The organism is Ruegeria sp. YS9, assembly GCF_024628725.1.
In the GTDB taxonomy this organism is placed as follows: domain Bacteria; phylum Pseudomonadota; class Alphaproteobacteria; order Rhodobacterales; family Rhodobacteraceae; genus Ruegeria; species Ruegeria atlantica_C.
On record NZ_CP102409.1, the window covers coordinates 2,247,299 to 2,269,966 of the forward strand.

At 58.5% G+C, this 22,668-nt stretch carries 20 protein-coding genes, 1 tRNA gene and 2 pseudogenes; 14 read left to right on the forward strand and 9 right to left on the reverse strand.

What is annotated here, in order from left to right; translation table 11 throughout:
- The first annotated feature begins 1 nt into the window (after position 1).
- The 6 genes from NOR97_RS11420 (at position 2) to NOR97_RS11445 (ending at position 7,076) form a co-directional block, all read left to right on the forward strand.
- Positions 2-520 carry a TRAP transporter small permease subunit gene (locus tag NOR97_RS11420; protein WP_257599162.1) on the forward strand — a complete coding sequence of 173 codons (519 nt, stop codon included), beginning with the start codon at positions 2-4 and terminating at the stop codon, positions 518-520.
- Positions 520-1,845 carry a TRAP transporter large permease subunit gene (locus NOR97_RS11425; RefSeq protein ID WP_257599163.1) on the forward strand — a complete coding sequence of 442 codons (1,326 nt, stop codon included), beginning with the start codon at positions 520-522 and terminating at the stop codon, positions 1,843-1,845. Before NOR97_RS11420 ends, NOR97_RS11425 begins: the two co-directional genes overlap by 1 nt.
- Positions 1,846-1,912: 67 nt before the next feature.
- A complete protein-coding gene (locus NOR97_RS11430) occupies positions 1,913-2,944 on the forward strand; it encodes a TRAP transporter substrate-binding protein (protein ID WP_257599164.1) in 1,032 nt (343 codons plus the stop codon).
- An 89-nt stretch (positions 2,945-3,033) separates the two neighbouring features.
- On the forward strand, positions 3,034-4,386 hold the full coding sequence (locus tag NOR97_RS11435) for a glutamine synthetase family protein (RefSeq protein WP_170343588.1): 1,353 nt from the start codon (positions 3,034-3,036) through the stop codon (positions 4,384-4,386).
- A 94-nt stretch (positions 4,387-4,480) separates the two neighbouring features.
- Positions 4,481-5,863 carry an aldehyde dehydrogenase family protein gene (locus NOR97_RS11440; protein ID WP_257599165.1) on the forward strand — a complete coding sequence of 461 codons (1,383 nt, stop codon included), beginning with the start codon at positions 4,481-4,483 and terminating at the stop codon, positions 5,861-5,863.
- Positions 5,864-5,930: 67 nt separating this feature from the next.
- A complete protein-coding gene (locus NOR97_RS11445; RefSeq protein WP_257599166.1) occupies positions 5,931-7,076 on the forward strand; it encodes an iron-containing alcohol dehydrogenase in 1,146 nt (381 codons plus the stop codon).
- 60 nt (positions 7,077-7,136) lie between these two features.
- Here NOR97_RS11445 and NOR97_RS11450 read toward each other — a convergent pair whose 3' ends face one another.
- Positions 7,137-8,369 carry an HlyD family secretion protein gene (locus NOR97_RS11450; protein ID WP_170343585.1) on the reverse strand — a complete coding sequence of 411 codons (1,233 nt, stop codon included), beginning with the start codon at positions 8,367-8,369 and terminating at the stop codon, positions 7,137-7,139.
- Positions 8,366-8,794: a hypothetical protein gene (locus tag NOR97_RS11455; protein WP_257599167.1), complete on the reverse strand. Its 429-nt coding sequence runs from the start codon at positions 8,792-8,794 to the stop codon at positions 8,366-8,368. Before NOR97_RS11455 ends, NOR97_RS11450 begins: the two co-directional genes overlap by 4 nt.
- A 162-nt stretch (positions 8,795-8,956) precedes the next feature.
- Here NOR97_RS11455 and NOR97_RS11460 point away from each other — a divergent pair, with 162 nt between their 5' ends.
- From NOR97_RS11460 to NOR97_RS11470, 3 genes are all read left to right on the forward strand, one after another.
- Positions 8,957-10,030: an FAD-binding oxidoreductase gene (locus NOR97_RS11460; RefSeq protein ID WP_257599168.1), complete on the forward strand. Its 1,074-nt coding sequence runs from the start codon at positions 8,957-8,959 to the stop codon at positions 10,028-10,030.
- Positions 10,027-10,680: a class I SAM-dependent methyltransferase gene (locus NOR97_RS11465; RefSeq protein ID WP_257599169.1), complete on the forward strand. Its 654-nt coding sequence runs from the start codon at positions 10,027-10,029 to the stop codon at positions 10,678-10,680. Before NOR97_RS11460 ends, NOR97_RS11465 begins: the two co-directional genes overlap by 4 nt.
- A 72-nt stretch (positions 10,681-10,752) precedes the next feature.
- Positions 10,753-11,088, forward strand: a complete 336-nt coding sequence (locus NOR97_RS11470; RefSeq protein WP_170343582.1) for a carboxymuconolactone decarboxylase family protein — start codon at positions 10,753-10,755, stop codon at positions 11,086-11,088.
- 42 nt (positions 11,089-11,130) lie between these two features.
- On the opposite strand, the gene NOR97_RS11475 is transcribed toward NOR97_RS11470, so the two are convergent.
- The 6 genes from NOR97_RS11475 to NOR97_RS11500 all read right to left on the reverse strand — a co-directional run bounded on the left by NOR97_RS11475 (position 11,131) and on the right by NOR97_RS11500 (position 18,943).
- Complete coding sequence (locus NOR97_RS11475; RefSeq protein WP_257599170.1) at positions 11,131-13,638, reverse strand: FAD-dependent oxidoreductase; 2,508 nt, start codon at positions 13,636-13,638, stop codon at positions 11,131-11,133.
- A gap of 142 nt (positions 13,639-13,780) precedes the next feature.
- Positions 13,781-14,059 carry a hypothetical protein gene (locus NOR97_RS11480; protein WP_170343580.1) on the reverse strand — a complete coding sequence of 93 codons (279 nt, stop codon included), beginning with the start codon at positions 14,057-14,059 and terminating at the stop codon, positions 13,781-13,783.
- 86 nt (positions 14,060-14,145) lie between these two features.
- The gene (locus NOR97_RS11485) at positions 14,146-15,555 is read right to left on the reverse strand and encodes an FAD-binding oxidoreductase (protein ID WP_257599171.1); all 1,410 of its coding nucleotides are present in this window, start codon (positions 15,553-15,555) and stop codon (positions 14,146-14,148) included.
- Positions 15,556-15,648: 93 nt separating this feature from the next.
- Positions 15,649-17,436, reverse strand: coding sequence for a gamma-glutamyltransferase (ggt, locus tag NOR97_RS11490; protein ID WP_257599172.1), 1,788 nt, complete (start codon positions 17,434-17,436; stop codon positions 15,649-15,651).
- Positions 17,437-17,546: 110 nt separating this feature from the next.
- Positions 17,547-17,936, reverse strand: a complete 390-nt coding sequence (locus NOR97_RS11495; RefSeq protein ID WP_257599173.1) for a GFA family protein — start codon at positions 17,934-17,936, stop codon at positions 17,547-17,549.
- A gap of 20 nt (positions 17,937-17,956) precedes the next feature.
- Positions 17,957-18,943, reverse strand: coding sequence for a D-glycerate dehydrogenase (locus NOR97_RS11500; protein WP_170343576.1), 987 nt, complete (start codon positions 18,941-18,943; stop codon positions 17,957-17,959).
- 198 nt (positions 18,944-19,141) lie between these two features.
- Between NOR97_RS11500 and NOR97_RS11505 the strand changes: the two genes are divergently transcribed.
- The 5 genes and pseudogenes from NOR97_RS11505 to NOR97_RS11520 all read left to right on the forward strand — a co-directional run bounded on the left by NOR97_RS11505 (position 19,142) and on the right by NOR97_RS11520 (position 22,065).
- Positions 19,142-19,603, forward strand: coding sequence for an SH3 domain-containing protein (locus NOR97_RS11505; protein ID WP_170344704.1), 462 nt, complete (start codon positions 19,142-19,144; stop codon positions 19,601-19,603).
- A 96-nt stretch (positions 19,604-19,699) separates the two neighbouring features.
- Positions 19,700-20,689 carry an NADPH:quinone reductase gene (locus tag NOR97_RS11510; RefSeq protein WP_257599174.1) on the forward strand — a complete coding sequence of 330 codons (990 nt, stop codon included), beginning with the start codon at positions 19,700-19,702 and terminating at the stop codon, positions 20,687-20,689.
- 90 nt (positions 20,690-20,779) lie between these two features.
- Positions 20,780-20,854 (forward strand) — tRNA-Gln (locus NOR97_RS11515).
- Positions 20,855-21,021: 167 nt separating this feature from the next.
- Positions 21,022-21,135 (forward strand): annotated as a pseudogene (locus NOR97_RS21220) (hypothetical protein); the annotation flags it as partial.
- Positions 21,136-21,177: 42 nt separating this feature from the next.
- Positions 21,178-22,065, forward strand: coding sequence for a hypothetical protein (locus NOR97_RS11520; protein WP_257599175.1), 888 nt, complete (start codon positions 21,178-21,180; stop codon positions 22,063-22,065).
- A gap of 42 nt (positions 22,066-22,107) precedes the next feature.
- Here the strand turns inward: NOR97_RS11520 and NOR97_RS21225 are convergent.
- Positions 22,108-22,209, reverse strand: a pseudogene (locus tag NOR97_RS21225) (DUF6538 domain-containing protein); the annotation flags it as partial.
- Positions 22,210-22,668 lie beyond the last annotated feature (459 nt).

Below are 22,668 nucleotides of genomic sequence, written 5' to 3' on the forward strand. Positions count from 1 at the left end.
GATGAAATTCATGCGGGGATATGTAGCGGTCATTGACCGCACGAACCGCTGGATCGGACGCTTCGTCATGTACGGCATCTTCGTCATGATGGGCATCCTGCTCTGGTCCTCGATTTCGAAAACCTTCTTCCTGCCGTCGTTATGGACACTGGAAATGGCCCAGTTCGCAATGGTCGCCTATTACATTCTGGGCGGCCCTTATTCGATCCAGATGGGGTCCAACGTCCGCATGGACCTGCTGTATGGCGAATGGTCCGACCGTCGTCGGGCATGGACGGATGCGATCACCGTCTTTTTCCTGATCATCTATCTGGGCGTGATGATCTATGGCGGCTACGACTCGCTGAGCTATTCGCTGCAATATGGTGAACGCAGCCCGACCGCGTGGCGTCCCTATCTGTGGCCAATCAAGGTCATCATGGTCGTGGGTCTGTTCCTGATGCTGCTTCAGGCCATCTCGGAACTCTTCAAAGATATTTTGCGCCTCAAGGGCGATGACATCCCGCGCGAGGTGATCTGATGTCTTACGAACTGATCGCCATCCTGATGTTTTCGACCATGATGCTGATGCTGCTGACCGGACAGCGCGTATTCGGCGCGATTGGTTTTGTTGCCGTGATGGCCGCCCTGTTCCTGTGGGGGGATCGTGGCGGATATGACATCGGCTTTTCAGCTGCCATGAAGCTGATGAAATGGTACCCGCTGCTGACGCTGCCGATGTTCATTTTCATGGGTTACGTACTGGCCGAGTCCAAAATCGCAGACGATCTGTACAAGATGTTCCACGTTTGGATGGGCGGCCTGAACGGCGGTCTCGCGATTGGCACGATTGGTCTCATGGTACTGATTTCGGCCATGAACGGGTTGAGTGTCGCAGGCATGGCCATTGGCGCGACCATTGCGCTGCCTGAGCTGCTGAAACGTGGCTATGACAAGAAGATGGTGACCGGGGTGATACAAGCCGGATCATCACTGGGCATCCTCGTGCCACCCTCCGTCGTGCTGGTTCTTTACGCGATGATCGCGCGCCAGCCGGTTGGGCAGCTGTGGCTTGCCGGGCTGCTTCCCGGACTGATGATGGCCGCAATGTTCATCCTGTATATCGTGATCCGCTGCCGCATCAACCCGGCCCTGGGGCCTGCTCTGTCAGCAGCGGAACGCGACGTATCAATGGCAGAAAAAATGCGCCTGCTGCGCGCGGGCCTTCTGCCTTTGGGTATTTTCGCCGCGATGATGGTGCCCTTCGTCAACGGCTGGACCTCACTGGTCGAAAGCTCGGCCATCGGTGCCTTGACCGCGTTCGCCGCAGCCATCCTCAAGGGACGCATGACACGTGAGGTTTTCGAGACGTCTGTGCGGTCAACGCTGGGCATCACCTGTATGTTCATGTGGATCATCCTGGCTGCGCTTGCCTTTGGCGCTGTATTCGACGGGTTGGGTGCCGTTCGGGCAATCGAGAACCTGTTTACCGAACGTCTGGGCCTGAACCCGTGGGTGATCCTGATCTTGATGCAGCTCAGCTTTATTCTGATGGGCACGTTTCTGGACGACACGGCCATGCTGGTGATCGTCGCGCCTTTGTACGTGCCACTCGTGGGGGCAATGGGATTCGACCTGATCTGGTATGGGGTTCTGTACACGATCACGACCCAGATCGCCTATATGACACCGCCCTTCGGTTACAACCTGTTCCTGATGCGTGCGATGGCGCCGCCAGAGATTTCGCTGCGCGACATCTACGGGTCAATCCTGCCCTTCGTGATGGTGATGACGCTGGCGCTGGCGATCATCATGACATTCCCGCAGATCGCGCTGTGGCTGCCTGAATACATCTACAACAAATGATCCCGGATCAAACCGGGGCTTCGCGGGCAATCCCCGCACAATCGAAACTGACCAACGGAGAGAGAGAATGACGAACAGACGTACATTTCTGAAAGGTGCTGCGGCCGCTCCCGCCGCTGCTCTGGCGACGCCTGCACTGGCGCAATCGACCATCAGATGGCGGATGCAGACCTATGCCGGCCCGGCGTTGGCCGAACACGTGATCGACCCGGCCATCAAGATGTTCAACACGATCGCCGGCGACCGGATGCAGATCGAGCTGTTCTATGCCGACCAGCTGGTTCCCACGGGCGAGCTGTTCCGCGCCATGCAGCGCGGCACGATTGATGCCGTTCAGTCGGATGATGACTCGATGGCGTCACCCACCGAGGTCACCGTGTTCGGCGGCTATTTCCCCTTTGCCTCGCGCTATTCGCTGGACGTGCCGGTTCTGTTCAACCAGTACGGGCTGAACGAGATCTGGGACGAGGAATACTCGAAAGTCGGTGTGAAACACATCTCGGCCGGTGCCTGGGATCCGTGCCACTTTGCAACGAAGGACCCGATCAACAGCCTGGCGGACCTTCAGGGCAAACGTGTGTTTACCTTCCCGACCGCGGGCCGCTTCCTGTCTCAGTTCGGCGTTGTGCCGGTCACCCTGCCCTGGGAAGACATCGAAGTCGCGGTTCAAACCGGCGAGCTGGACGGCATCGCGTGGTCCGGCATCACCGAAGACTACACTGTCGGCTGGGCGGATGTGACCAATTACTTCCTGACCAACAACATCTCGGGCGCCTGGGCCGGTTCGTTCTTTGCCAACATGGATCGCTGGAACGAGCTGCCCAAAGATTTGCAGACCCTGTTCCGCGTTTGCACCGATCAGTCACACTATTATCGTCAGTGGTGGTACTGGGGCGGCGAAGCCAGCCTGCGCGTCAACGGAGACAAGATGCAGCTGACGTCGATCCCGGACGAAGAATGGGCAACCGTCGAAGCCGCGGCCGTTGCCTTCTGGGACGAGATCGCAGCCGAATCTGAAACCAAGGCGAAGGTTGTTGAAATCTTCAAACAGTACAACGCCGACATGCTCAAGGCTGGACGGCCGTACCGCTACGGCTAAGAATTGGCCAGGCGACCCGCCCCTTGCATGGGGCGGGTCAAACAGGACGAATGGCCGATGATGGATTTCGGCAAAGACAAAGGTGGCACATGCTCACGTTCGAACATCTGAAAACGCAGGTATCCGAAGGTTCGGTTGATACGGTTTTGGTCTGCATGGTGGACATGCAGGGCCGGTTGATGGGCAAACGCTTTCACGCGGGCCATTTCGTGGCAGGCGCATGGGAAGAGACCCATTGCTGCAACTACCTGCTGGCCACCGATCTGGAGATGGCAACACCTGATGGCTATGCCTCGACCAGTTGGGAACGGGGCTATGGCGATTATGTCATGAAACCGGACCTCAGCACCCTGCGCCCGGTGCCGTGGCTTGAGGGCACGGCGATGGTGATGTGTGATGTGCTGGATCATCACACCCATGAGGAAGTGCCGCACGCGCCGCGTTCAATCCTGAAAAAGCAGGTCAACCGTTTGAAAGCCATGGGCTATGACGCCATGACGGCGACCGAGCTTGAGTTTTTCCTGTTCGAGAAAAGCTTTGACCAGATCCGCAAGGAAGGGTTCCGCGATCTGGAGCCGATCTCGGGCTATAACGAAGACTATCACATCCTTCAGACCACCAAGGAAGAACATGTGATGCGCCCGATCCGCAACCATCTGTGGGATGCGGGTATTCCGGTTGAGAACTCCAAAGGTGAGGCCGAGACCGGACAGGAAGAGCTTAACATCAAATACGCACCCGCGATGGAAACAGCCGAGTATCACTCGATCGCCAAGAACGCTGTGAAAGAGATCGCATGGCAACATGGTCATGCGGCGACCTTCCTGCCGAAATGGCATCACGATAAGGTGGGCAGTTCGTCCCATGTGCACCAGTCACTGTGGGCGGATGGACAGCCTGCCTTCTATGACGCTGGGGATGATTTGGGCATGTCGGCGCTGATGAAAAGCTATATGGCCGGTTTGCTGAAATATGCCCCTGATTATACCTATTTCATGGCGCCCTACATCAACAGTTACAAACGCTTCATGAAAGGTACCTTCGCGCCAACGCGGATCATCTGGTCCGTGGACAACCGCACTGCCGGGTTCCGCCTGTGCGGTGACGGCACCAAGGCCGTACGTGTCGAGTGCCGGATTCCGGGCTCAGATATGAACCCCTATCTGGCGATGGCCGGCATGCTGGCGGCAGGGATCGCGGGCATCGAGGAAGGGCTGGATCTGCAACCGCCGACCAAGGGCGACGTTTATCAGGGTGAGACTGCCATGATCCCGGGCAACCTTCGTGCGGCGCGGGATGCGCTGCATGGTTCGGTCATGTTGCGGGCGGCCATGGGAGATGACGTCGTCGACCACTATACCCGTGCCGCGGAGGTCGAGATCGAGGAATTCGAACGCGTGGTCACGGATTGGGAAATCGCCCGCGGGTTCGAGCGGGCGTGAAGTCGGGTCGTGCTGGGGGCTCTGCCCCCAGACCCCCGGGATATTTTTGGCCAGATGAAGCAGGGTTCCTGTTTCTTTCGGAAATGGAGTAAAAATGGGGCAGATATTGAAATGTGTCTCGCCGATCGACGGATCGGTTTTTGCCGAACGTGAAGTGTTGTCGCGAGAGGCCGCTTTCGGGGCCGCGGCCCGCGCTCGGGCTGCTCAGGCGGACTGGGCGGCCCGTCCGTTGCAGGAGCGGATTGATCTTGTGATGGCTGGCGTGGCCGCCGTTGGCGCCATGAACGATGAGATCGTGCCCGAACTGGCCCATATGATGGGTCGCCCGGTGCGTTATGGTGGTGAATTCGGTGGGTTCAACGAACGCGCAAGCCACATGGCGAAGATTGCAGAGACGTCTCTGGCAGATATCGCCGTGGGCGAGGATGCGACGTTTAAGCGTTATATCAAGCGCATCCCGCATGGGGTGGTCTTTGTGGTGGCACCCTGGAACTATCCTTACATGACGGCGATCAACACGGTCGCACCGGCGCTTATCGCGGGCAACACGGTCGTCCTGAAACACGCGACACAGACCTTGCTGGTGGGCGAGCGCATGGCAAAGGCGTTCCATTCGGCAGGAGTGCCCGAGGACGTGTTCCAGAATGTGTTCCTGAGCCATGACGTGACCAACGATCTGATCGCGGGCAATGCCTTTGATTTCGTGAACTTCACCGGATCAGTCGGCGGCGGTCAGGCGATGGAACGTGCCGCGGCCGGCACGTTTACCGGCGTCGGCACTGAACTGGGGGGCAAGGACCCCGGCTATGTCATGGACGACGCCGATCTGGATGCGGCGGTCGAGACGCTGATCGACGGGGCCATGTTCAACTCGGGCCAGTGCTGTTGCGGGATCGAGCGGATCTATGTCCACGAAAGCCTCTATGACGACTTTGTCACCAAGGCAGTGGGCATCGTGCAGGGCTACAAGCTGGGCAACCCGCTGGACGCCGAGACAACGATTGGCCCGATGGCCAATGTGCGGTTTGCCGATGAGGTGCGAGCCCAGATCGCCGAGGCGGTTGCATCCGGCGCGGTCGCGCATATCGACACCTTCGCAGAAGACGATGGCGGCGCGTATCTGACACCGCAAATCCTGACCAATGTCACCCATGACATGCGCGTGATGCGGGACGAAAGCTTTGGGCCAGTGGTGGGCATCATGAAAGTGTCATCCGACGAAGAGGCCATCGCATTGATGAATGACAGTGAGTTTGGCCTGACTGCCAGCCTGTGGACCCGCGATGTGGATCGTGCGGTGCGGGTGGGTGACCGGATTGAAACGGGCACTGTGTTCATGAACCGCGCCGACTATCTGGACCCTGGCCTGTGCTGGACGGGCTGCAAGAATACCGGGCGTGGCGGCGGTCTGTCCGTGATTGGATATCACAACCTGACACGTCCCAAATCCTACCACCTCAAAAAGGTAACGGGCTAAGGACGACGGCCTGCTTCGGACCCACCCCCTCGCCGAAGCAGGCCTTTTTTTGCAAAGGAAACCTGACATGACACTTGTTGGAAACTGGTCCTATCCGACCGCCATCAAATTCGGAGCCGGGCGCATCAGGGAATTGCCCGAAGCCTGCGCCGCCGCCGGAATGAAGAAACCCTTGCTGGTCACGGACAAGGGGCTGGCCGATCTGCCCATCACCAGCGCGACACTGGATATCATGGAGGCCGCCGGTTTGGGCCGCGGGGTGTTCAGCGATGTGGACCCCAACCCGAATGAGAAGAACCTGGAAGCCGGCGTTGCGGCCTATAACGCAGGTGGCCATGATGGGGTGATCGCCTTTGGCGGCGGCTCGGGGCTGGATCTGGGCAAGATGGTCGCCTTCATGGCCGGTCAGACGCGCCCGGTTTGGGATTTCGAGGATATCGGCGACTGGTGGACGCGAGCCGACGCCGACGTTATCGCGCCAATCATTGCCGTTCCGACCACCGCAGGGACAGGATCGGAAGTGGGCCGCGCGAGCGTCATCACCAATTCCGAGACCCATGCCAAGAAGATCATATTTCATCCCAAGGTTCTGCCGACCGTGGTGATTTGCGACCCGGATCTGACCGTCGGAATGCCCAGGTTCATCACGGCAGGAACAGGCCTGGACGCCTTTGCGCATTGCGTCGAAGCCTTCTCGAGCCCGCATTATCACCCGATGAGCCAGGGCATCGCGCTGGAAGGGATGCGGCTGGTGAAGGAGTACTTGCCGCGCGCTTATGCTGACGGCACCGATATCGAGGCCCGCGCCCAAATGATGAGCGCCGCTGCCATGGGTGCAACGGCTTTCCAGAAGGGTCTTGGCGCGATCCATGCGTTGAGCCACCCAATTGGTGCAGTATTCAACACCCATCACGGCACCACGAACGCGGTCTGCATGCCCGCTGTGCTGGACTTCAACGCCCCCGCCATTGCAGACCGGTTCCAGCAAGCCGCGGCATATCTGGGCATCGACGGCGGCTTCGATGGTTTCCGCGCCTTCGTGCAGGATTTCAACGACAGCCTTGGCATCCCCCGCACTCTGTCCGACCTAGGTGTGACCGAGGCTTCAATCCCAGAGCTTGTCGACGGCGCGATCATCGATCCTTCATGCGGTGGAAATCCGATTGAGTTGACGAAAGACAACCTGACTCAGCTGTTCAAAGCAGCGCTGTAAGAAACCAAAGGGCCCGGCGAAACTTGCCGGGCCCTTCGCGTTCGGATTGCCAAGATCAGATCAATGCCCGGTCAAAACCAGAGTGTTCACCGGCATCAGGATCAAACGCAGGCGCAGACCCGCTGCATGCACCACGCCGATCGTGTCGACCACGTGCAGGAAGGCCGCCTCCCAAAAGCCCAGATCTTCGTGCTCCAACCGCTCGTGATTGTCTGTGTAGACATTGGCCAGACAATTGCTGCCCGGTGGAATGTCATCGGCCATACCTTTGTACAGCGGCTCCATATAAACCAGAATCGAGCCCGGATTATTGTTGGTCTGCACATCCCGCAATTCATCCGATGGACGGATCTGGCCGGAAGGAATGACATCCTGCACCTCGACCACCACGGTGGGGATCACGGTGAATGGCTTGGTCATGCAGCCCAATTCGCCAATCATGCCCGGCTTGATCACCTGGGCAGACAGCTGGCTGAAAGCGGCCTGAAAGCGGTCATGTCCGGTGTGCGATGGCACTAGAACACCAGCAGGGCGCAACAGCGGGCTTACGTAATCACCGACCTGAAGGCCGAACTGTTCGACCCGCCCCGTGACGCCCGCTATGATTACGGTTTTGTCCAATTCGGTCTGCGCAGCATCCAGTTGCGCAATGGCACTTGCCAGCTGCGCGGGGATCAGTTCTTCAATCTGCTGCTCAACCGCAGCACGTTTGGATTCCGCTGCAAGAACCTGGGCCTCTCGCTGGGCAACAAGGTTTTCCAGCCTCTCAATCTCGGCCAGCCTTACCGCGCTTGACCCCTCATCTCGCAGGGTTGTGTTGCGCTCAAGATCCTCCAGAGACTGGGCAAGCGCTGCCTTGGCACCTGCAATTCCAGCTTCGGCCTCGGCCAAATCGGTTTCCGCAACCTTAAGTGAGGCCTGCACCTGTGCAATCTGCGCATTTGCCGCCTGAACCTGTGCAGTCTGGCTGAAGTCCTCGATCCGGAAAATCGGTTGCCCAGCGGTTACCAGTTCGTTGTTCTTGACGAAAACCTCGGAAACACGGCCACCCAATTGCGGCAGAATGGTCACTGTTCGGAAATAGGATGCCGCGGTTTTACTGGCCGGATGAAAATAGAACAGCGTGGTGATCACGGTCAGCGCCAGAATGGCACAGGTGGTCAAACCCCAACGCAATTCGTACCACATGGTAAACAAGGTAATCTCGTGACCGATCCGCTTACCCTGAACGAACCGGCGGAACAGATAGTCGGGCAGCACAGTTACCAGGGCGCAGAGCATGGTCTCGATCATGTGGTGTGCTCCTGCGTATCGCTGGCTTCGGACTCCGGCGATGCCGGTACCGTTGTTTCAGGCACTGTCTGCGGAACAGGAGACGGACCAAGAGAACGAATGGCATCGGCAATATTTCTAAGCGGGGTGGCAAAATCCGGAAACTGGAACCCCGCGACCAGAATGGCGGCAATCCAGAAAAGCCCATTATGTGTGAACAGTGCCAGCAGCGCCAGAATACCCACCAATTGGAATTGCGGGTGATTGTTTTCGTGGGCCATTTTTTCAGGAACCGAATGAAGTGTCAGGTATCCGACACCGATCAACACCACCAGAACGACGAAAAAAACGACCATGGCGGAGAAAAGGTAATCGCTTCCGTCAGCTGCGACAACGTATCCGGGAATATGCCCCGTGGCCATTGGATGAAGGTCTGCTGCGGTCACCTTACCCTCCTGTTTATTTTGATACTTCTTTGACCGGGTTGAAGCACGATTTCAAGGCTGCTTATAGTCTGAAAACCCAAACGCGTGGCGAATAAGGAGCATTAGGGTCAGCATGGAGTTCAAGAAACCCATTGCATATCCGTTTCGAACGGATCGCAAGTCATGATTGATTTCCTAGTCATCGGCGGCGGAATCGCCGGGCTGAGCGCCGGTGCGCGCCTGTCGCAACACGGAACTGTGGTGGTTCTCGAAGCCGAAGACGCCCTGGGCTATCACGCATCGGGCCGGTCGGCGGCGTTGTTCGAAAAAAGCTATGGGCCTCCCTCGGTCGTCGCCCTGAACAAAGCGGGGGCTGCCTTTCTTCATACGCAGAATGGCGGTTACCTGACACCGCGCGGATTGATGCTGGTCGGAGCAATTGTCCAGCCCGACGTTTTCGAAGCCGATCGCGCCGATCTGAACGTGGTGAAGATACCGATGGATCAGGCGATATCGCGAGTTCCGATCCTGAACCCGGACAAGGTCGGGTTTGCAGCCATCAGCGAAGCGGCCTTTGACATCGATACAGATCGCCTGTTGCAGGATTTCGCCCGGACCATCCGGCAAAACGGAGGAACGGTTTCGACGAAAAGCAAAGTCACCGGCATTCGAAAAGAAAAGCACTGGGTGGTCGAGGCCAATGAGATCTTTGAAGCCCGCATTCTGGTCAACGCAGCCGGTGCCTGGGTGGATGAGGTTGCGCAGCTTGCAGGGCTGCCCGGTATCGGCATCATACCCCGTCGTCGGTCAATGGCGCGTCTGCCCGCCCCCGGAGGGCATGACGTTTCTGTCTGGCCGATGATGCTGGGCGCTGGCGAAACATGGTACGCCAAACCGGATGCGGGCAAGCTTCTGGTCTCACCCTCCGAAGCCGATCCGGTTCCGCCGCAGGATGCCTATGCAGATGATATGGTGCTGGCAGAGGGGCTGGCGCGGTATGAAGAGCTGATGACCGAACCTGTCACAAGGGTGGAAACGAATTGGGCAGGTTTGCGCAGTTTTGCCCCGGATGGGACCTTGGTGCTTGGGCGCGACCCGCTGGACCCTTCGTTTGTCTGGTGTGGCGGTCAGGGCGGGTATGGCTTTCAAACCTCACCAGCGGCCTCGCAACTGTTGAGCGATCTTGTTGTTGGAAACACGCCAGAGTTGGAACCTGACATAGTAGGCATGTTGACCCCTGACAGGCTGAAACGATGATCAAACGCAGCCTCCCCTCTTCTGCAAGCGTCGCCAATGCGTCTGAAGATGGCAAGCTGGTGGCCCCGGCAGCATCCCGGAACACGGACGCCCTGTGTGCACTGCTGCAAGTATGGGGCCCGTCCCGGGGCCAGGCATTGGAAATCGCAAGCGGAACTGGTCAGCATGTCAGGACCTTCGCCGAAGCGCTGCCCGGGCTGACGTGGCAGCCTTCGGAAGTTGACCCAGAGCGGCGCGTGAGTATCGACGCCTATACCCGAAACCTGCCAAATGTCACGCCGGTCGCAGAACTGGATGCAACGATATCAGGCTGGCACAGGCGGTTTGACGGCCAGGATCTGATCGTTTTGATAAACTTGATTCACTTGATCAGTTGGCAGGAAACCAGAACCCTCGTTTCGGAAGTCGCCCAATCCCTGTCACCAAAGGGGCGGTTCATCTTGTACGGCCCGTTCAAACGCTCGGGCCTACTCACCAGTGACGGGGATGTTCGCTTTCATGAGGCTTTGTTTCAACAAGACCCCGAAATCGGTTACAAAAACGACGAGGACATTCTGGACCTGTTCAAAAACGTTGGCCTGCACGCGTTGGCACCGGTCGAAATGCCTGCCAACAATCTTGCATTCATTGCCGAGCGCCCTGACGTCTGATCGAGATCAAAGTCAAACAGCTGCACCCCTCTTCATATTCCAGTTGAAAAATATGAAGAAGGGCACTCAGCAATGGCATGGCAAGAAAAACTCTCGGCGACACGAAAGAGTTTGCGAAATCTGAACGGATCCATCCCCGATACCACGCGCGCATTCGGAGCGCTTGGCAAAGCCGTCAAAGAGGGCGGGACGCTCGACTACAAGACGAAGGAACTCATTGCGTTGGGCATGTCGATCAGCCTGCGCTGCGAACCCTGCATCACCCTGCATACCGAAGCTTTGATCAAGGCCGGTGCGACACGGGAAGAAGTGTCCGACGTGTTGGCCATGGCGATCCAGATGGGCGGTGGCCCAGCCATGATGTACGCGGCCAAGGCGCTGGAATGCTTCGACGAACTCTCAGCATGACAAAAAGAAAAGGCCCCGAAGGTTTCCGGGGCCTTTCTTCGATCAACCGTCCTTGCGGATGGTTTCGTTTTTCGGGTCGTAGGGGCTGTCGCAGGTCACGACCGCATCCCACAGCTTGTCCTGCATCTTGACCTTCAGTTTTGTGCCTTCGACTGCCAGTTCGGGCTTTACATAACCCATGCCGATGGACTTCTCGAAGGCCACGGAATACCCGCCCGAGGTCAATCGACCAACACGCTCGCCTTCCGGTGTGTACAGTGCCTCGCGGCCCCATGGGTCGGCATCCTCCGGGCCGTCGATCAGCAGGGTACAGCATTTCACGCGCACGCCGGTCTCTTCCAGCTTGGCCTTGCCGTAGAAGTCTTTCGACAAGTCGACAAAGCGCGGCAGGTCGGCTTCCAGCGGGGTGGCGTCGCGGCCCAGTTCGGTGCCGAAGGCGCGATAGGATTTCTCCTGCCGCAGCCAGTTCTGGGCGCGGGCACCGACCAGTTTCATGCCGTGCTTCTCACCGGCTTTTTCAAGCAGGTCGAACAGGTAGTTCTGCATCTCGATCGGGTGGTGCAACTCCCAGCCCAGTTCGCCGGTATAGGCCACGCGGATCGCGTTGACCGGGCACATGCCCAGTTCGATCTGACGGGCCGACAGCCACGGGAAGCGCTTGTTGGACAGCGCGGTTTCAGGCTCGGCGTCCTTGATGACCTCTTTCAGAACGTCGCGCGATTTCGGCCCGGCGATGGCAAAGACGCCCCATTGGGTGGTCACGTCCTGGATTTCGATGTAACCGAACTCGTCCATCTTGTCCTCGGCCGCCTTGCGCAGGTAATCGGCGTCGTACTCCGTCCAGGCTCCGGCAGAGACGAGGTAATAGTTGTTCTCGCCATTGCGGACGATGGTGTATTCGGTACGGGTGGTGCCGTGCGAGGTCAGCGCATAGGTCAGGTTGATGCGACCGACCTTGGGCAGCTTGTTGCAGGTGAACCAATCCAGGAACTGGGTGGCACCTGGGCCTTTGACGACATGCTTGGTGAAGGCCGATGCGTCGATCAGGCCAACGCCTTCGCGGATCGCCTTGGCTTCTTCGACGGCATATTGCCACCAGCCGCCACGACGGAACGACCGGCTTTCCTTGTCGAAGTTCTCGGGCGCATTGACAGGGCCGAAATAGTTCGGACGTTCCCAGCCGTTGACCCAGCCGAATTGTGCACCACGTGCTTTCTGACGGTCGTATGCCGGAACGGTCCGCAGCGGGCGGCAGGCTTCACGCTCTTCGTCGGGGTGGTGCAGGATGTAGACGTGCTCATAGCACTCTTCGTTCTTGCGCGCCGCGAACTCGGTGGTCATCCAATTGCTGGAATAGCGTTTGGGGTCCAGCGAGGCCATATCGATCTCGGCTTCGCCATCGACCATCATCTGCGCCAGATAATAGCCGGTGCCGCCTGCTGCGGTAATGCCAAAGCTGAAACCTTCGGCCAGCCACATATTGCGCAGGCCCGGCGCAGGCCCAACCAGCGGGTTGCCGTCAGGCGTATAACAGATCGGGCCGTTGAAATCGTCTTTCAGGCCGGATTCAGCACAGGACGGCACACGCTCGGCCATGGCCATGTACTGATCCGCAATCCGGTCCAGATCCAGCGGGAACAGATCCGCGCGGAAGCTGTCCGGCACACCGTGTTCAAACCGTGCGGGGGCGCCATGCTCATAGATGCCCAGAATCCAGCCGCCGCGTTCTTCACGGGCGTAGGATTCATTGTCCGCGTCGCGCACGACGGGGTGTTCGGGGTTGCCCGCTTCACGCCATTTGACCAACTCTGGGTCTTTGTCCATGACGATGAACGTATGCTCGACCGGGATCGCCGGCATCTTGATGCCCAGCATCTTGGCGGTGCGCTGTGCGTGGTTGCCCGATGCAGTGACGACATGTTCGGCAGTGATCACAACCTTTTCGTCGCTTTCGACAAGATTGCCGCCTTTTTCCACCATCTTGGTGCAAGTGACTTCCCAATGGGTTCCGTTCCAGTGGAAGGCATCCGCCTGCATCTTGCGCACGATCTCGACACCACGCTGACGGGCCCCCTTGGCCATCGCCTGCGTCACGTCCGCCGGGTTAATGTAGCCGTCCTCGGTGTGGTAGATCGCGCCTTTCAGATCCGATGTCTCGATCAGCGGCCAACGCTCCTTGATCTGCTCGGGCGTCAGCCACTCATAGGCAACATCGCAGGTTTCGGCGGTGGACGCGTAGAGCATGTACTCGTCCATGCGCTCCTGCGTCTGTGCCATGCGCAGGTTGCCGACGACGGCAAAACCCGCATTCAGTCCGGTTTCTTCTTCCAGCGTCTTGTAGAAATCGACCGAATACTTGTGGATGTGAGTTGTCGCATAGGACATGTTGAACAATGGCAGCAGACCAGCCGCGTGCCACGTGGACCCGGACGTCAACTCGTCCCGTTCGATCAACATCACATCATCCCAGCCCGCTTTGGCCAGATGATAGGCAATCGAGGTCCCAACGGCGCCGCCGCCAACGACCAGTGCTTTGACTTGGGTTTTCATAACCGGGCGTCTCCCCTTGAAATCAGTTGACACCATATGGCGCACTTGAAGGGGATCGCGCGACATTCATCCGACCAGTGATATGAAAAAAACGACCCGATCATCGAATGCGGGCCGCAGATCGGTCATGAAACCCGTGATCTCAACCGCTGGAGCGACAGCGCTTGCTTGTCCCGATCGTGGTGCAGACGAGTTTCTTAGTCTCCTCTGCCGGTGTCTTCGCCGCAGGTTCCTCTGGCTGTACAGGTTGAGCCTTTGCATCAAGCCGACTGTCCGAAATCCCGACACGCGCGGATACCGAGGCAACATAACCTTTGAGGCCCAGCCCGGTCTCGGATGCCTTGGCCTGCTGATAATAATCCAGCCCAGCAACGACAACTCCACAGACTGCTGCAAACCCTGCCAGATATTTTGCGCTCATGTCGACCACCTGTTCTCAATCGAGGATGTGAAACCAGAACATGTGGACGATTTGAAGGCGCAATGCGGGCCAGAACGCGAAAACCGCTAGGATTGGCCCGCCAAAACCTTGCCGGGATTCATGATATTTTCGGGGTCCAGAGCGGCCTTGATCGCCGCCATATACTGCGTGGCAACGCCCAGTTCCTTGATGAGGTAAGGCATTTTGCCCTGACCGATTCCGTGTTCACCTGTACAGGTGCCTTCCATTGAAATTGCCAGATCATTCAACCAGCCGACAAACTCTTCGGCTTTGGCAACTTCTTCGGTATTTTCCATGTCGATCAATAGAAGCGAGTGGAAGTTCCCATCCCCCACATGCCCGACCATTGGCGCGAGCAAACCAAGATCGGATGCCTTCTGTTGGGTGCTGGTCACACATTCCGCCAGACGCGAGATCGGCACGCAGACATCCGTTGAAATACCGCGCGCGCTGGGGCGCAGTTGCAGGCACGCCCAATACATATCATGGCGCGCCTGCCAAAGCTTGTTCCGTTCTTCGGTGGTCGAGGTCGCAGCAAAATCCGTGCCGCCGAACTCCTCGGCGATCTGACCAAAGGTTTCAGCCTGTTCCGCTGCACCGCTTTCAGAGCCATGGAATTCAAGCAGCAACAATGGCGTTTCCGGCAGGCATAGCCCGGAATAGGCGTTTGCCGCCTGAACCGACATTTCATCCAGCAACTCTATTCGGGCGACCGGAATGCCATACTGAATGGTCATCATCACAGCCCGACACGCTGCATCGACCGATGGAAAAGAACACCTGGCCGAGCTGATCGCTTCGGGGATACCCTGCAACCGCAGAGTCAGCTCGGTGATGATCCCCAACGTACCTTCCGCCCCAATCAGAAGGCGTGCCAGATCATACCCGGCCGATGATTTCTTGGCCCTGTGACCGGTACGGATGATCTGGCCGTCCGGCATGACCGCCTCGAGGCTGAGAACGTTGTCCCGCATCGTTCCGTATCGCACCGCATTGGTGCCTGACGCGCGGGTCGCGGCCATACCGCCCAGCGAGGCATTCGCCCCCGGGTCAATCGGAAAGAACAACCCCTGATCCCGCAAATGGGTGTTCAGCGCCTCTCGCGTGACGCCGGGCTGCACGACGCAATCCAGATCTTCGGCGTGGACAGCCAGCACCTTGTCCATCTGCATCAGATCGACCGAGATCCCCCCCGCTGGCGCATTCACATGCCCTTCCAGCGACGTTCCAGTGCCGAATGGGATCACCGGCACCCTGTGCGCGGCACAGGTTTTGACGATTTCCGAAACCTCCTGCGATGTATGCGGGAAAACCACAGCATCCGGGCTCTGGTTTTCGATCCAGGTCGTGGTGTGCCCGTGCTGTTCCCGGATTGCGGCACCCGTTTGCAGCCTGTCGCCAAAGCGTTGTTTCAGAACGCCTATGGCGGTTTCGATACCTGTTTCATTCCGAGGCAAAGCGGTCGCCTGCACCATCGTCATCCTCCCTTGCCGCAGCACATCGCGGGCCTTTCAGTCTATGACTAATTGGCCCACCAAGTGCGGGCAATCCCCACAAATACCGAGGGTCTATTCGCCCAGCGCGATACCTTCGCGACGGGGGTCAGCGCCACCGCTCAGCCCTTCGCCGATTTCGATGGCGTGAAGGCCAGATGTCAGGTCACGCGGGTTTACCTCGAACCCAAACTGAGTCAGCCCGTCGGAAAAGCCTTCGGCAGAGGTCCCGGCCTCGACATCATACGTCCCGAAACGATTGACGAGATGCGGCAGCGACACGGCTTGTTGCACATCCATGCCCCAGTCGGCCCAGGCGATGATCGATTTGGCCACATAGCCGATGATCCGACTGCCGCCCGGAGAACCAATGGCCAAAACCGGTGTGCCATCCTGCATCACGATGGTTGGGCTCATGGAGGAACGCGGGCGTTTTCCGGGCTCCAGCCGGTTGGCGATCGGCACGCCGTTACTGTGGGTCTTGAACGAAAAATCCGTCATTTCGTTGTTCAGAAGGAACCCGTTTGTCATCAGGCGTGAACCAAAGCCGTTCTCGATGGTCGTGGTCATCGACAGCACGTTGCCATAGCCGTCGACGATCGAGATATGCGAGGTCGAAGGCAATTCCAGCGACACGTCATCCGCCCAGTTCAGCGCGTGATCGAATTCTGGTTGCCCCGGTCCGACCTCTGCCAGCGCGCCTTCAGTGTTCAGCAATTCAGCACGTTGCGACAGGTAGGCCGGATCAACCAGCCCCTTGGTCGGCATCGGTACGAAATCGCTGTCGGCCATGTAGCGGCCCCGGTCCGCAAAGGCGAGGCGCGAAGCGTCTCCGATCAGCCGCCAAGCCTCGGCGCTTTCCGGCCCCATGGCCGCCAGATCATGGCTGTTCAGCATCCCCAGAATTTGCCCCACGGTCAGTGCACCCGACGACGGCGGGCCCATGCCGCAGACTTCATAGGCGCGGTATTCTGCGCAAACCGGCTCGCGCTCGATCACCTGATACAGCGCAAGATCCGCACCGGACAGAACACCGGGATTGCCCGAAGCGTTGCGAACCGTGCGCACGATATCCGCGGCAATCTCACCGCCGTAGAATCCGGCCGCCCCGTCACTGGCCAGCACACGCAATGTTTCGGCATAAGCCGGGTTCATCAGGCGCTGCCCCTGTTGCAGCGGTGCGCCCCCCGGCAGAAAATACGCGGCCGTTTCCGGAAAGCGCGACAAACGCTCGGCATCTTTTTCGACAAGGCTGGCCAGACGCGGGGACACCAGAAAGCCTTCATCCGCCAACCTTATTCCATCGGCAAACAAACCAGGCCACGAGGAACGCCCCCAGCGGCGATGCGCCTCTTCCAGCAAGGCAGGTGTGCCCGGCGTCCCCACAGACAGCCCACCGACGACCGCATCGAAGAATTTCAGCGGTTCACCATTTTCGTCCTGAAACAAGGTCGGCGTGGCCGCCAGCGGCGCCGTTTCACGCCCGTCCAGAGTTGTGATCTGACCGGTCGCTGCATCGTACCAGACCAGAAACGCACCGCCGCCCAAGCCCGAGGATTGAGGCTCGACCAGGCCCAGCACGACCTGCACCGCAACCATGGCGTCTGCGGCAGACCCACCTGCGCGCAATACTCTGGCGCCGGCTTCCACCGCCAGCGGGTTGGCCGCGGCGACCATCCAGTTCTGGGACGTGACCGGAACGCCATCCAGCTTGGCCTCGAGCGCCGCGATGACCTCGTCGGTCATGGCCTGTACCTGCCCTTCCGTGGCCGTTTCCGGCGCAACGGCATCGGCCGCTTCCTGAGCGAACCCCGGAGCTGCAAAACAAAATGCAGTAAGCAGTAGAACTGAAACACGTCTCATCTGATCAAATCCTCCAATACATCCCTGATTTTCAAAACCGCGCGCCGAACACGCTGTGAACAAGTCCAAGCTGCACGCCATCAACACATGGCGGACGTCCGCAGCACGCGTTAAGCCTTTGCGTCGTCTACCAATCGATCCCGATCATAACGGGTCATACCGCGGAACTCGGGCAACCACGCTTCACGCCGGGAGACCCAGCTTTCATATGTTGGCGTCAACTGGTCTGGCGCATCAAGGCACCCAAGATGCACTTCAACTTCAGCTCCGCTGCGCGCAAAGACCGGAGAGCCGCAGCCCGGGCAGAAGAACCTGTCAGCATAACCGCGCGCTTCGCCGGAAACCTCAATTCTGTCATCCGGGAAAACGGCCGCTGCATAGAACAAAGCGCCATGATGCTTGCGGCAGTCCAGACAGTGACAGATTCCGACCCGCAGAGGACGACCCGAAGCCCTGATGCGCAGATTTCCACAACGGCACCCTCCTTCATAGACGTCCATTCCTGCTCCTTTCCAGAGCGCTACAGCATCGCCGGCACGACCTGATCCGGCGGGCGGTGGCCGTCTTCGAAAGTCTTGATGTTGATGATGACCTTCTCGCCCATCTCCACCCGGCCCTCCAGCGTTGCCGATCCCATATGAGGCAACAAAACCACATTGGGCAGCTGCCGCAGACGCGGGTTCACGTCAGTGCCCTTTTCGTAGACATCCAGCCCCGCCCCCGCAATTTCACCTGCGCGGATCATCCGGGTCAGGGCGTTTTCATCCACGACTTCGCCACGTGACGTATTTACGATCACTGCCGAGGGTTTCATCAGTTTCAGACGACGTGCGTTCATCAGATGGAAGGTCGACGGCGTTGAAGGGCAATTGACCGAGATCACATCCATCCGCGCGACCATCTGATCCAGGCTTTCCCAATAGGTTGCCTCCAGCTCCTGCTCGGTCTCGGGGTGCAGCCTGCGGCGGTTGTGATAGTGGACCTGCATTCCAAACGCTTTCGCACGCCGCGCCACCGCCTGCCCGATCCGGCCCATGCCCAGAATGCCCAGACGACGACCTCCGATACGACCTCCCAGAAACGCGGTGGGCGCCCAGCCGGACCAATCTCCCTGCTGCATCACGCTCAGACCTTCGGGAATGCGTCTGGTAACGGCCAGGATCAGGGCCATCGTCATGTCGGCGGTGTCATCGGTCAGCACCCCCGGCGTGTTCGACACCAGAATTCCACGCTGACGCGCGGTGGACACGTCGATATTGTCGACACCGGCACCGTAATTGGCAATGAGTTTCAGCCGTTCGCCCGCCTGGCCCAGCAGACCGCCATCAATCGCATCAGTTACCGTAGGCACCAGCACATCGGCGTCTTGCACTGCGGCCACCAGTTCCTCGCGCGTCATCGGAGTGTCATCTTCGCGCAAGCGCACATCAAACAACTCGCTCAAACGTGTTTCGACCGCTTCGGGCAACCGTCGCGTAACGACAACACTCAAACGTTCTCTTGGCACCTCGGCCCTCCCACTGCTTTGCAAACGGACGCGCGCCATGGCATCGTGGCGCAGGAAAAGGCGGGGCACAAGAACCCCTTTGGCATTGAGTCCACCTTTTTTCGGAACCGGATCAACAGGCATAAGAGCAGGCAGTCAGTGAGTGGTATTCGACCGGTAAATCGCCGTTGTCTGGCGACACTATCCGTATTTCTGATCATGTTCGGCGCATGGGCTGCGTTTGCCGACGTGAAACGTGGACCGGTCACCAACCTCCCCCTGCCCCGTTATGTCTCGATGAAAGCGGCCGAAGGCAACGTAAGACGCGGACCTTCTTTGACGCATCGAATCGACTGGGTGTTCAAACGGCGCGGAATGCCGCTTCAGGTCACTGCCGAATACGGCAACTGGCGACGGGTTCAGGACCGCGACGGCGCTGGAGGCTGGGTTCACTACGCCCTGTTGTCGGGTGTTCGGACAGTGCTGGTTGAAGCCGAAATGTTGCCTGTCTATGCCCGACCCGATCCGACCTCGCCCGTGAATGCGCATTTCGAATCCGGGGTCGTGGCCCGACTGGGAACCTGTTCGCTGGACTGGTGCCAAATCTCTGCCGGCGGATATCGAGGCTGGACATTGAAATCGAACCTTTGGGGCGTCGACCCGTCCGAGGTTCGCGAATAGACACAGGGCCGACCTTCCCCCGCGTTTTGGACCCGCGACAAGGTGTTTGAGTTTCCCGCCGATATGCTGTGAAACTCGACCAAAACGGAGGCTATCATGCGCGCAGTTACATATTCCACCTTCGGAGACCCGGCCGATGTCCTGCGGATACAGGACCTCCCTCCGGTCCCGCCGGGTCCGGGTGAGGTCACGGTTGAGCTGTCCTTTTCCGGGGTGAACCCTTCCGACGTCAAAGCCCGCGCCGGGACCAGACCGGGCGTGACGGAGCCGCCGTTCCCCCTGATCATCCCGCACAGTGACGGCGCTGGTGTAATCTCGGCCGTTGGCGATGGCGTATCCGCATCTCGGATCGGTCAGCGCGTGTGGATCTGGAACGGGCAATGGCAACGCCCTTTCGGCACCGCCGCCAGCCACATCACCCTTCCCGATGCGCAGGCCGTGGCTCTGCCGGATGCAGTGTCGTTGCAGACCGGCGCGATTCTGGGCATCCCCGGTCTCACCGCCTGCCATGCGGTGTTTTCAGGCGGCCGCCCCGATGGGCATACGATCTTGATACACGGTGGCGCGGGCACCGTTGGCTTTCTGGCCGTTCAGCTTGCCAAATGGGCAGGCGCGCGCGTGATCGCGACCGCCAGCCCTCGCAACTTTGACCGGGTCAGGGAAGCCGGCGCAGATATCGTGATTGATTACGCCAGCGAGGATCTTTCCACCGAAGTTCTCGATGCAAATGAAGGGAAGACAATCGGCCGAATCATCGACGTCGAATTCGGCCGGAATATTCAAACAAACGCCGCGGTCATCGCCGAGAACGGTCGCATCAACGCCTATGGGTCCGCGCAGGACATGACCCCCGTGTTTCCGTTCGGACCGATGATGTTCAAAGCCATGACGCTTGAGACCATTTTGATTTACCTTCTTCCGCCGGATCTTCGTGCCAATGCCGTGAAGACCCTTCACAAGGCCTTGGCGGATGGCGCTTTGACCTGCCCTGTTCAAAAGGTTTTTGCACTTGAGGAATGCGCGTCTGCTCATGCAATGGTGCAGGACGGAAACCGGACCGGAGCCGTGTTGATCGACACCAAATGACCGCCCTGAAAAAAATCTGTTCAACCTGAGTTTTTTTGACAAAACGCTCTTGATCCCCGCCAGCAACAATCGTAGATAGCCGCTCACCGTTGGGGTGTAGCCAAGTGGTAAGGCAGCGGTTTTTGGTACCGTGTATCGTAGGTTCGAATCCTACCACCCCAGCCATCTTCCCGGAAAAATCATTTAAAAGCAATAATCTGAACCAATTCGCTCAGTAGAGCTGAGGACTTGGTTACACAGCTGGTTACACACGAGGTTGCACGGCCTCCTGCAAACCGGTCTGATGACGGATCTGACAGCATTCCTGGCAGTGACCCAGAATCGAGGTCACGATGCACGGCACTCTTTACCTGACGCGGCGCCGCGGGATTTACTTCTTTCGCAGGCGTGTCCCCAAGTTATCCACATGTTTGCCGCCGGTCATGGTGTCCTTGGGGACGACAGATCGAAACTCGGCTCATAGGTCCTGTGTGCAACTGACCGCACACATGGATCGAATGCTCGAGGAAAACGCTCATATCACGCTGCCGGAAGTCGATATACCGGCTTTCTTCAAGGCCGAACTCCGCGCCTATCTGGACGATTTGCGGAATGTGCGCATGATCGAGCGGATGGATGGATCCCTGACGACGGAACGCGCGCGCCTTCATCGCCTCGAAGCGTTTGTTCTTCGCAGTCTTGTCGAGGACGGTCTGCGTGAGGAGATGCCACCGGAACGACTGCTACAGCTTCCGATCTATGAGCGTCCGATCGCAGCGCGTATCCATGCAACCAAGTTCAGGGAATTCATTTCACCGGCGTTCAATCAGGGCGTTCAAGAACGCGCCGCGCGATTGAAGCGCCCCGAACATCTTTCGCAGCACGAGAAGCTGCGTCTTCGCTGGGCCGCGGTGGAAGCCCGTATGGCAGCGCATGACGCCGTGCAAACCGTGCCACTTCATTCCAGCTCGGCCGCCCGCAGCGCAGCTGCAGCTATGCTGCAGACTTTGGTCGATGGAACCGACACGCCCCACCCCCCGACACTGGCAGAAGATAGCCCTGGCAGCATCGGAACGAGCCGGTTCAACGAGGTGCCACCGGTTTCGTCTGAAATGGCGGCCGCACGCAAAGCTGAACTACCCTATGTAGCGGCCCCCGCACTCACGCCGGGCGTTTCATTGATCACAGGCCGCATCACGGCAGATTCGATCGCACATCAACGCGAACAGGCGCTCCAACAACCGGAAGAAGCGCTGTTTTCAGGCGAGGCAAAGGACGCCAGAGTCGAACGGTCTTTCGGACATGATCTCTTTGGTGTCGCGGTTCGGATGACACGCAGAAAGAAGTGCAATTCCGAGACCAAGAAACAGCACCTCAAATCTGTCACGCTGTGCTGACGCGACCCGTGCCGAGCGTGTTCGCAGCGAGTACGCGATTTTCTTCGTGTTGTAGTGCTTCAAGAGGTCAGACGGAACTCGCCTTTCGAAGTAGTAGATACCATTCTTAGTGAACGAGAAGGGAACAGATTTGTCATACACCATGTCCTACGCCCGCGCAGTTTCCAAAAGAAAACTGATGGTGAACAACAGGTTATGACTTGAAGTGGTGCCCGGGGGCGGAATCGAACCACCGACACGAGGATTTTCAATTATTGGCCCCGAGCATCCGAACTTCACCAATAATGCAAGATATGCTTGAAAAGCTAAGACCTTTCGTCGAAGCGATCACATAATCGCGTCCAGTCCATGTCGAACGAACCCAGAACGATCTGGGCAGAGTTACACAAAAATTACACAAGCCTTCACACAAGGTTGCCAACTTGTTCACATCCACCAAAAGGCTACGACCGCAAACGGCCCTTTATCAGTCATCTGACAAAATCGCTCAGATGACCGCGTTGAGCCCAAAGCAGACTACCAGATATCCGATCTCAGTAGTTGGCTGAAGAACCAAACTGTCGTTGATGAACTTTGAGATGCAGATTTCAGATCGACAGCAAG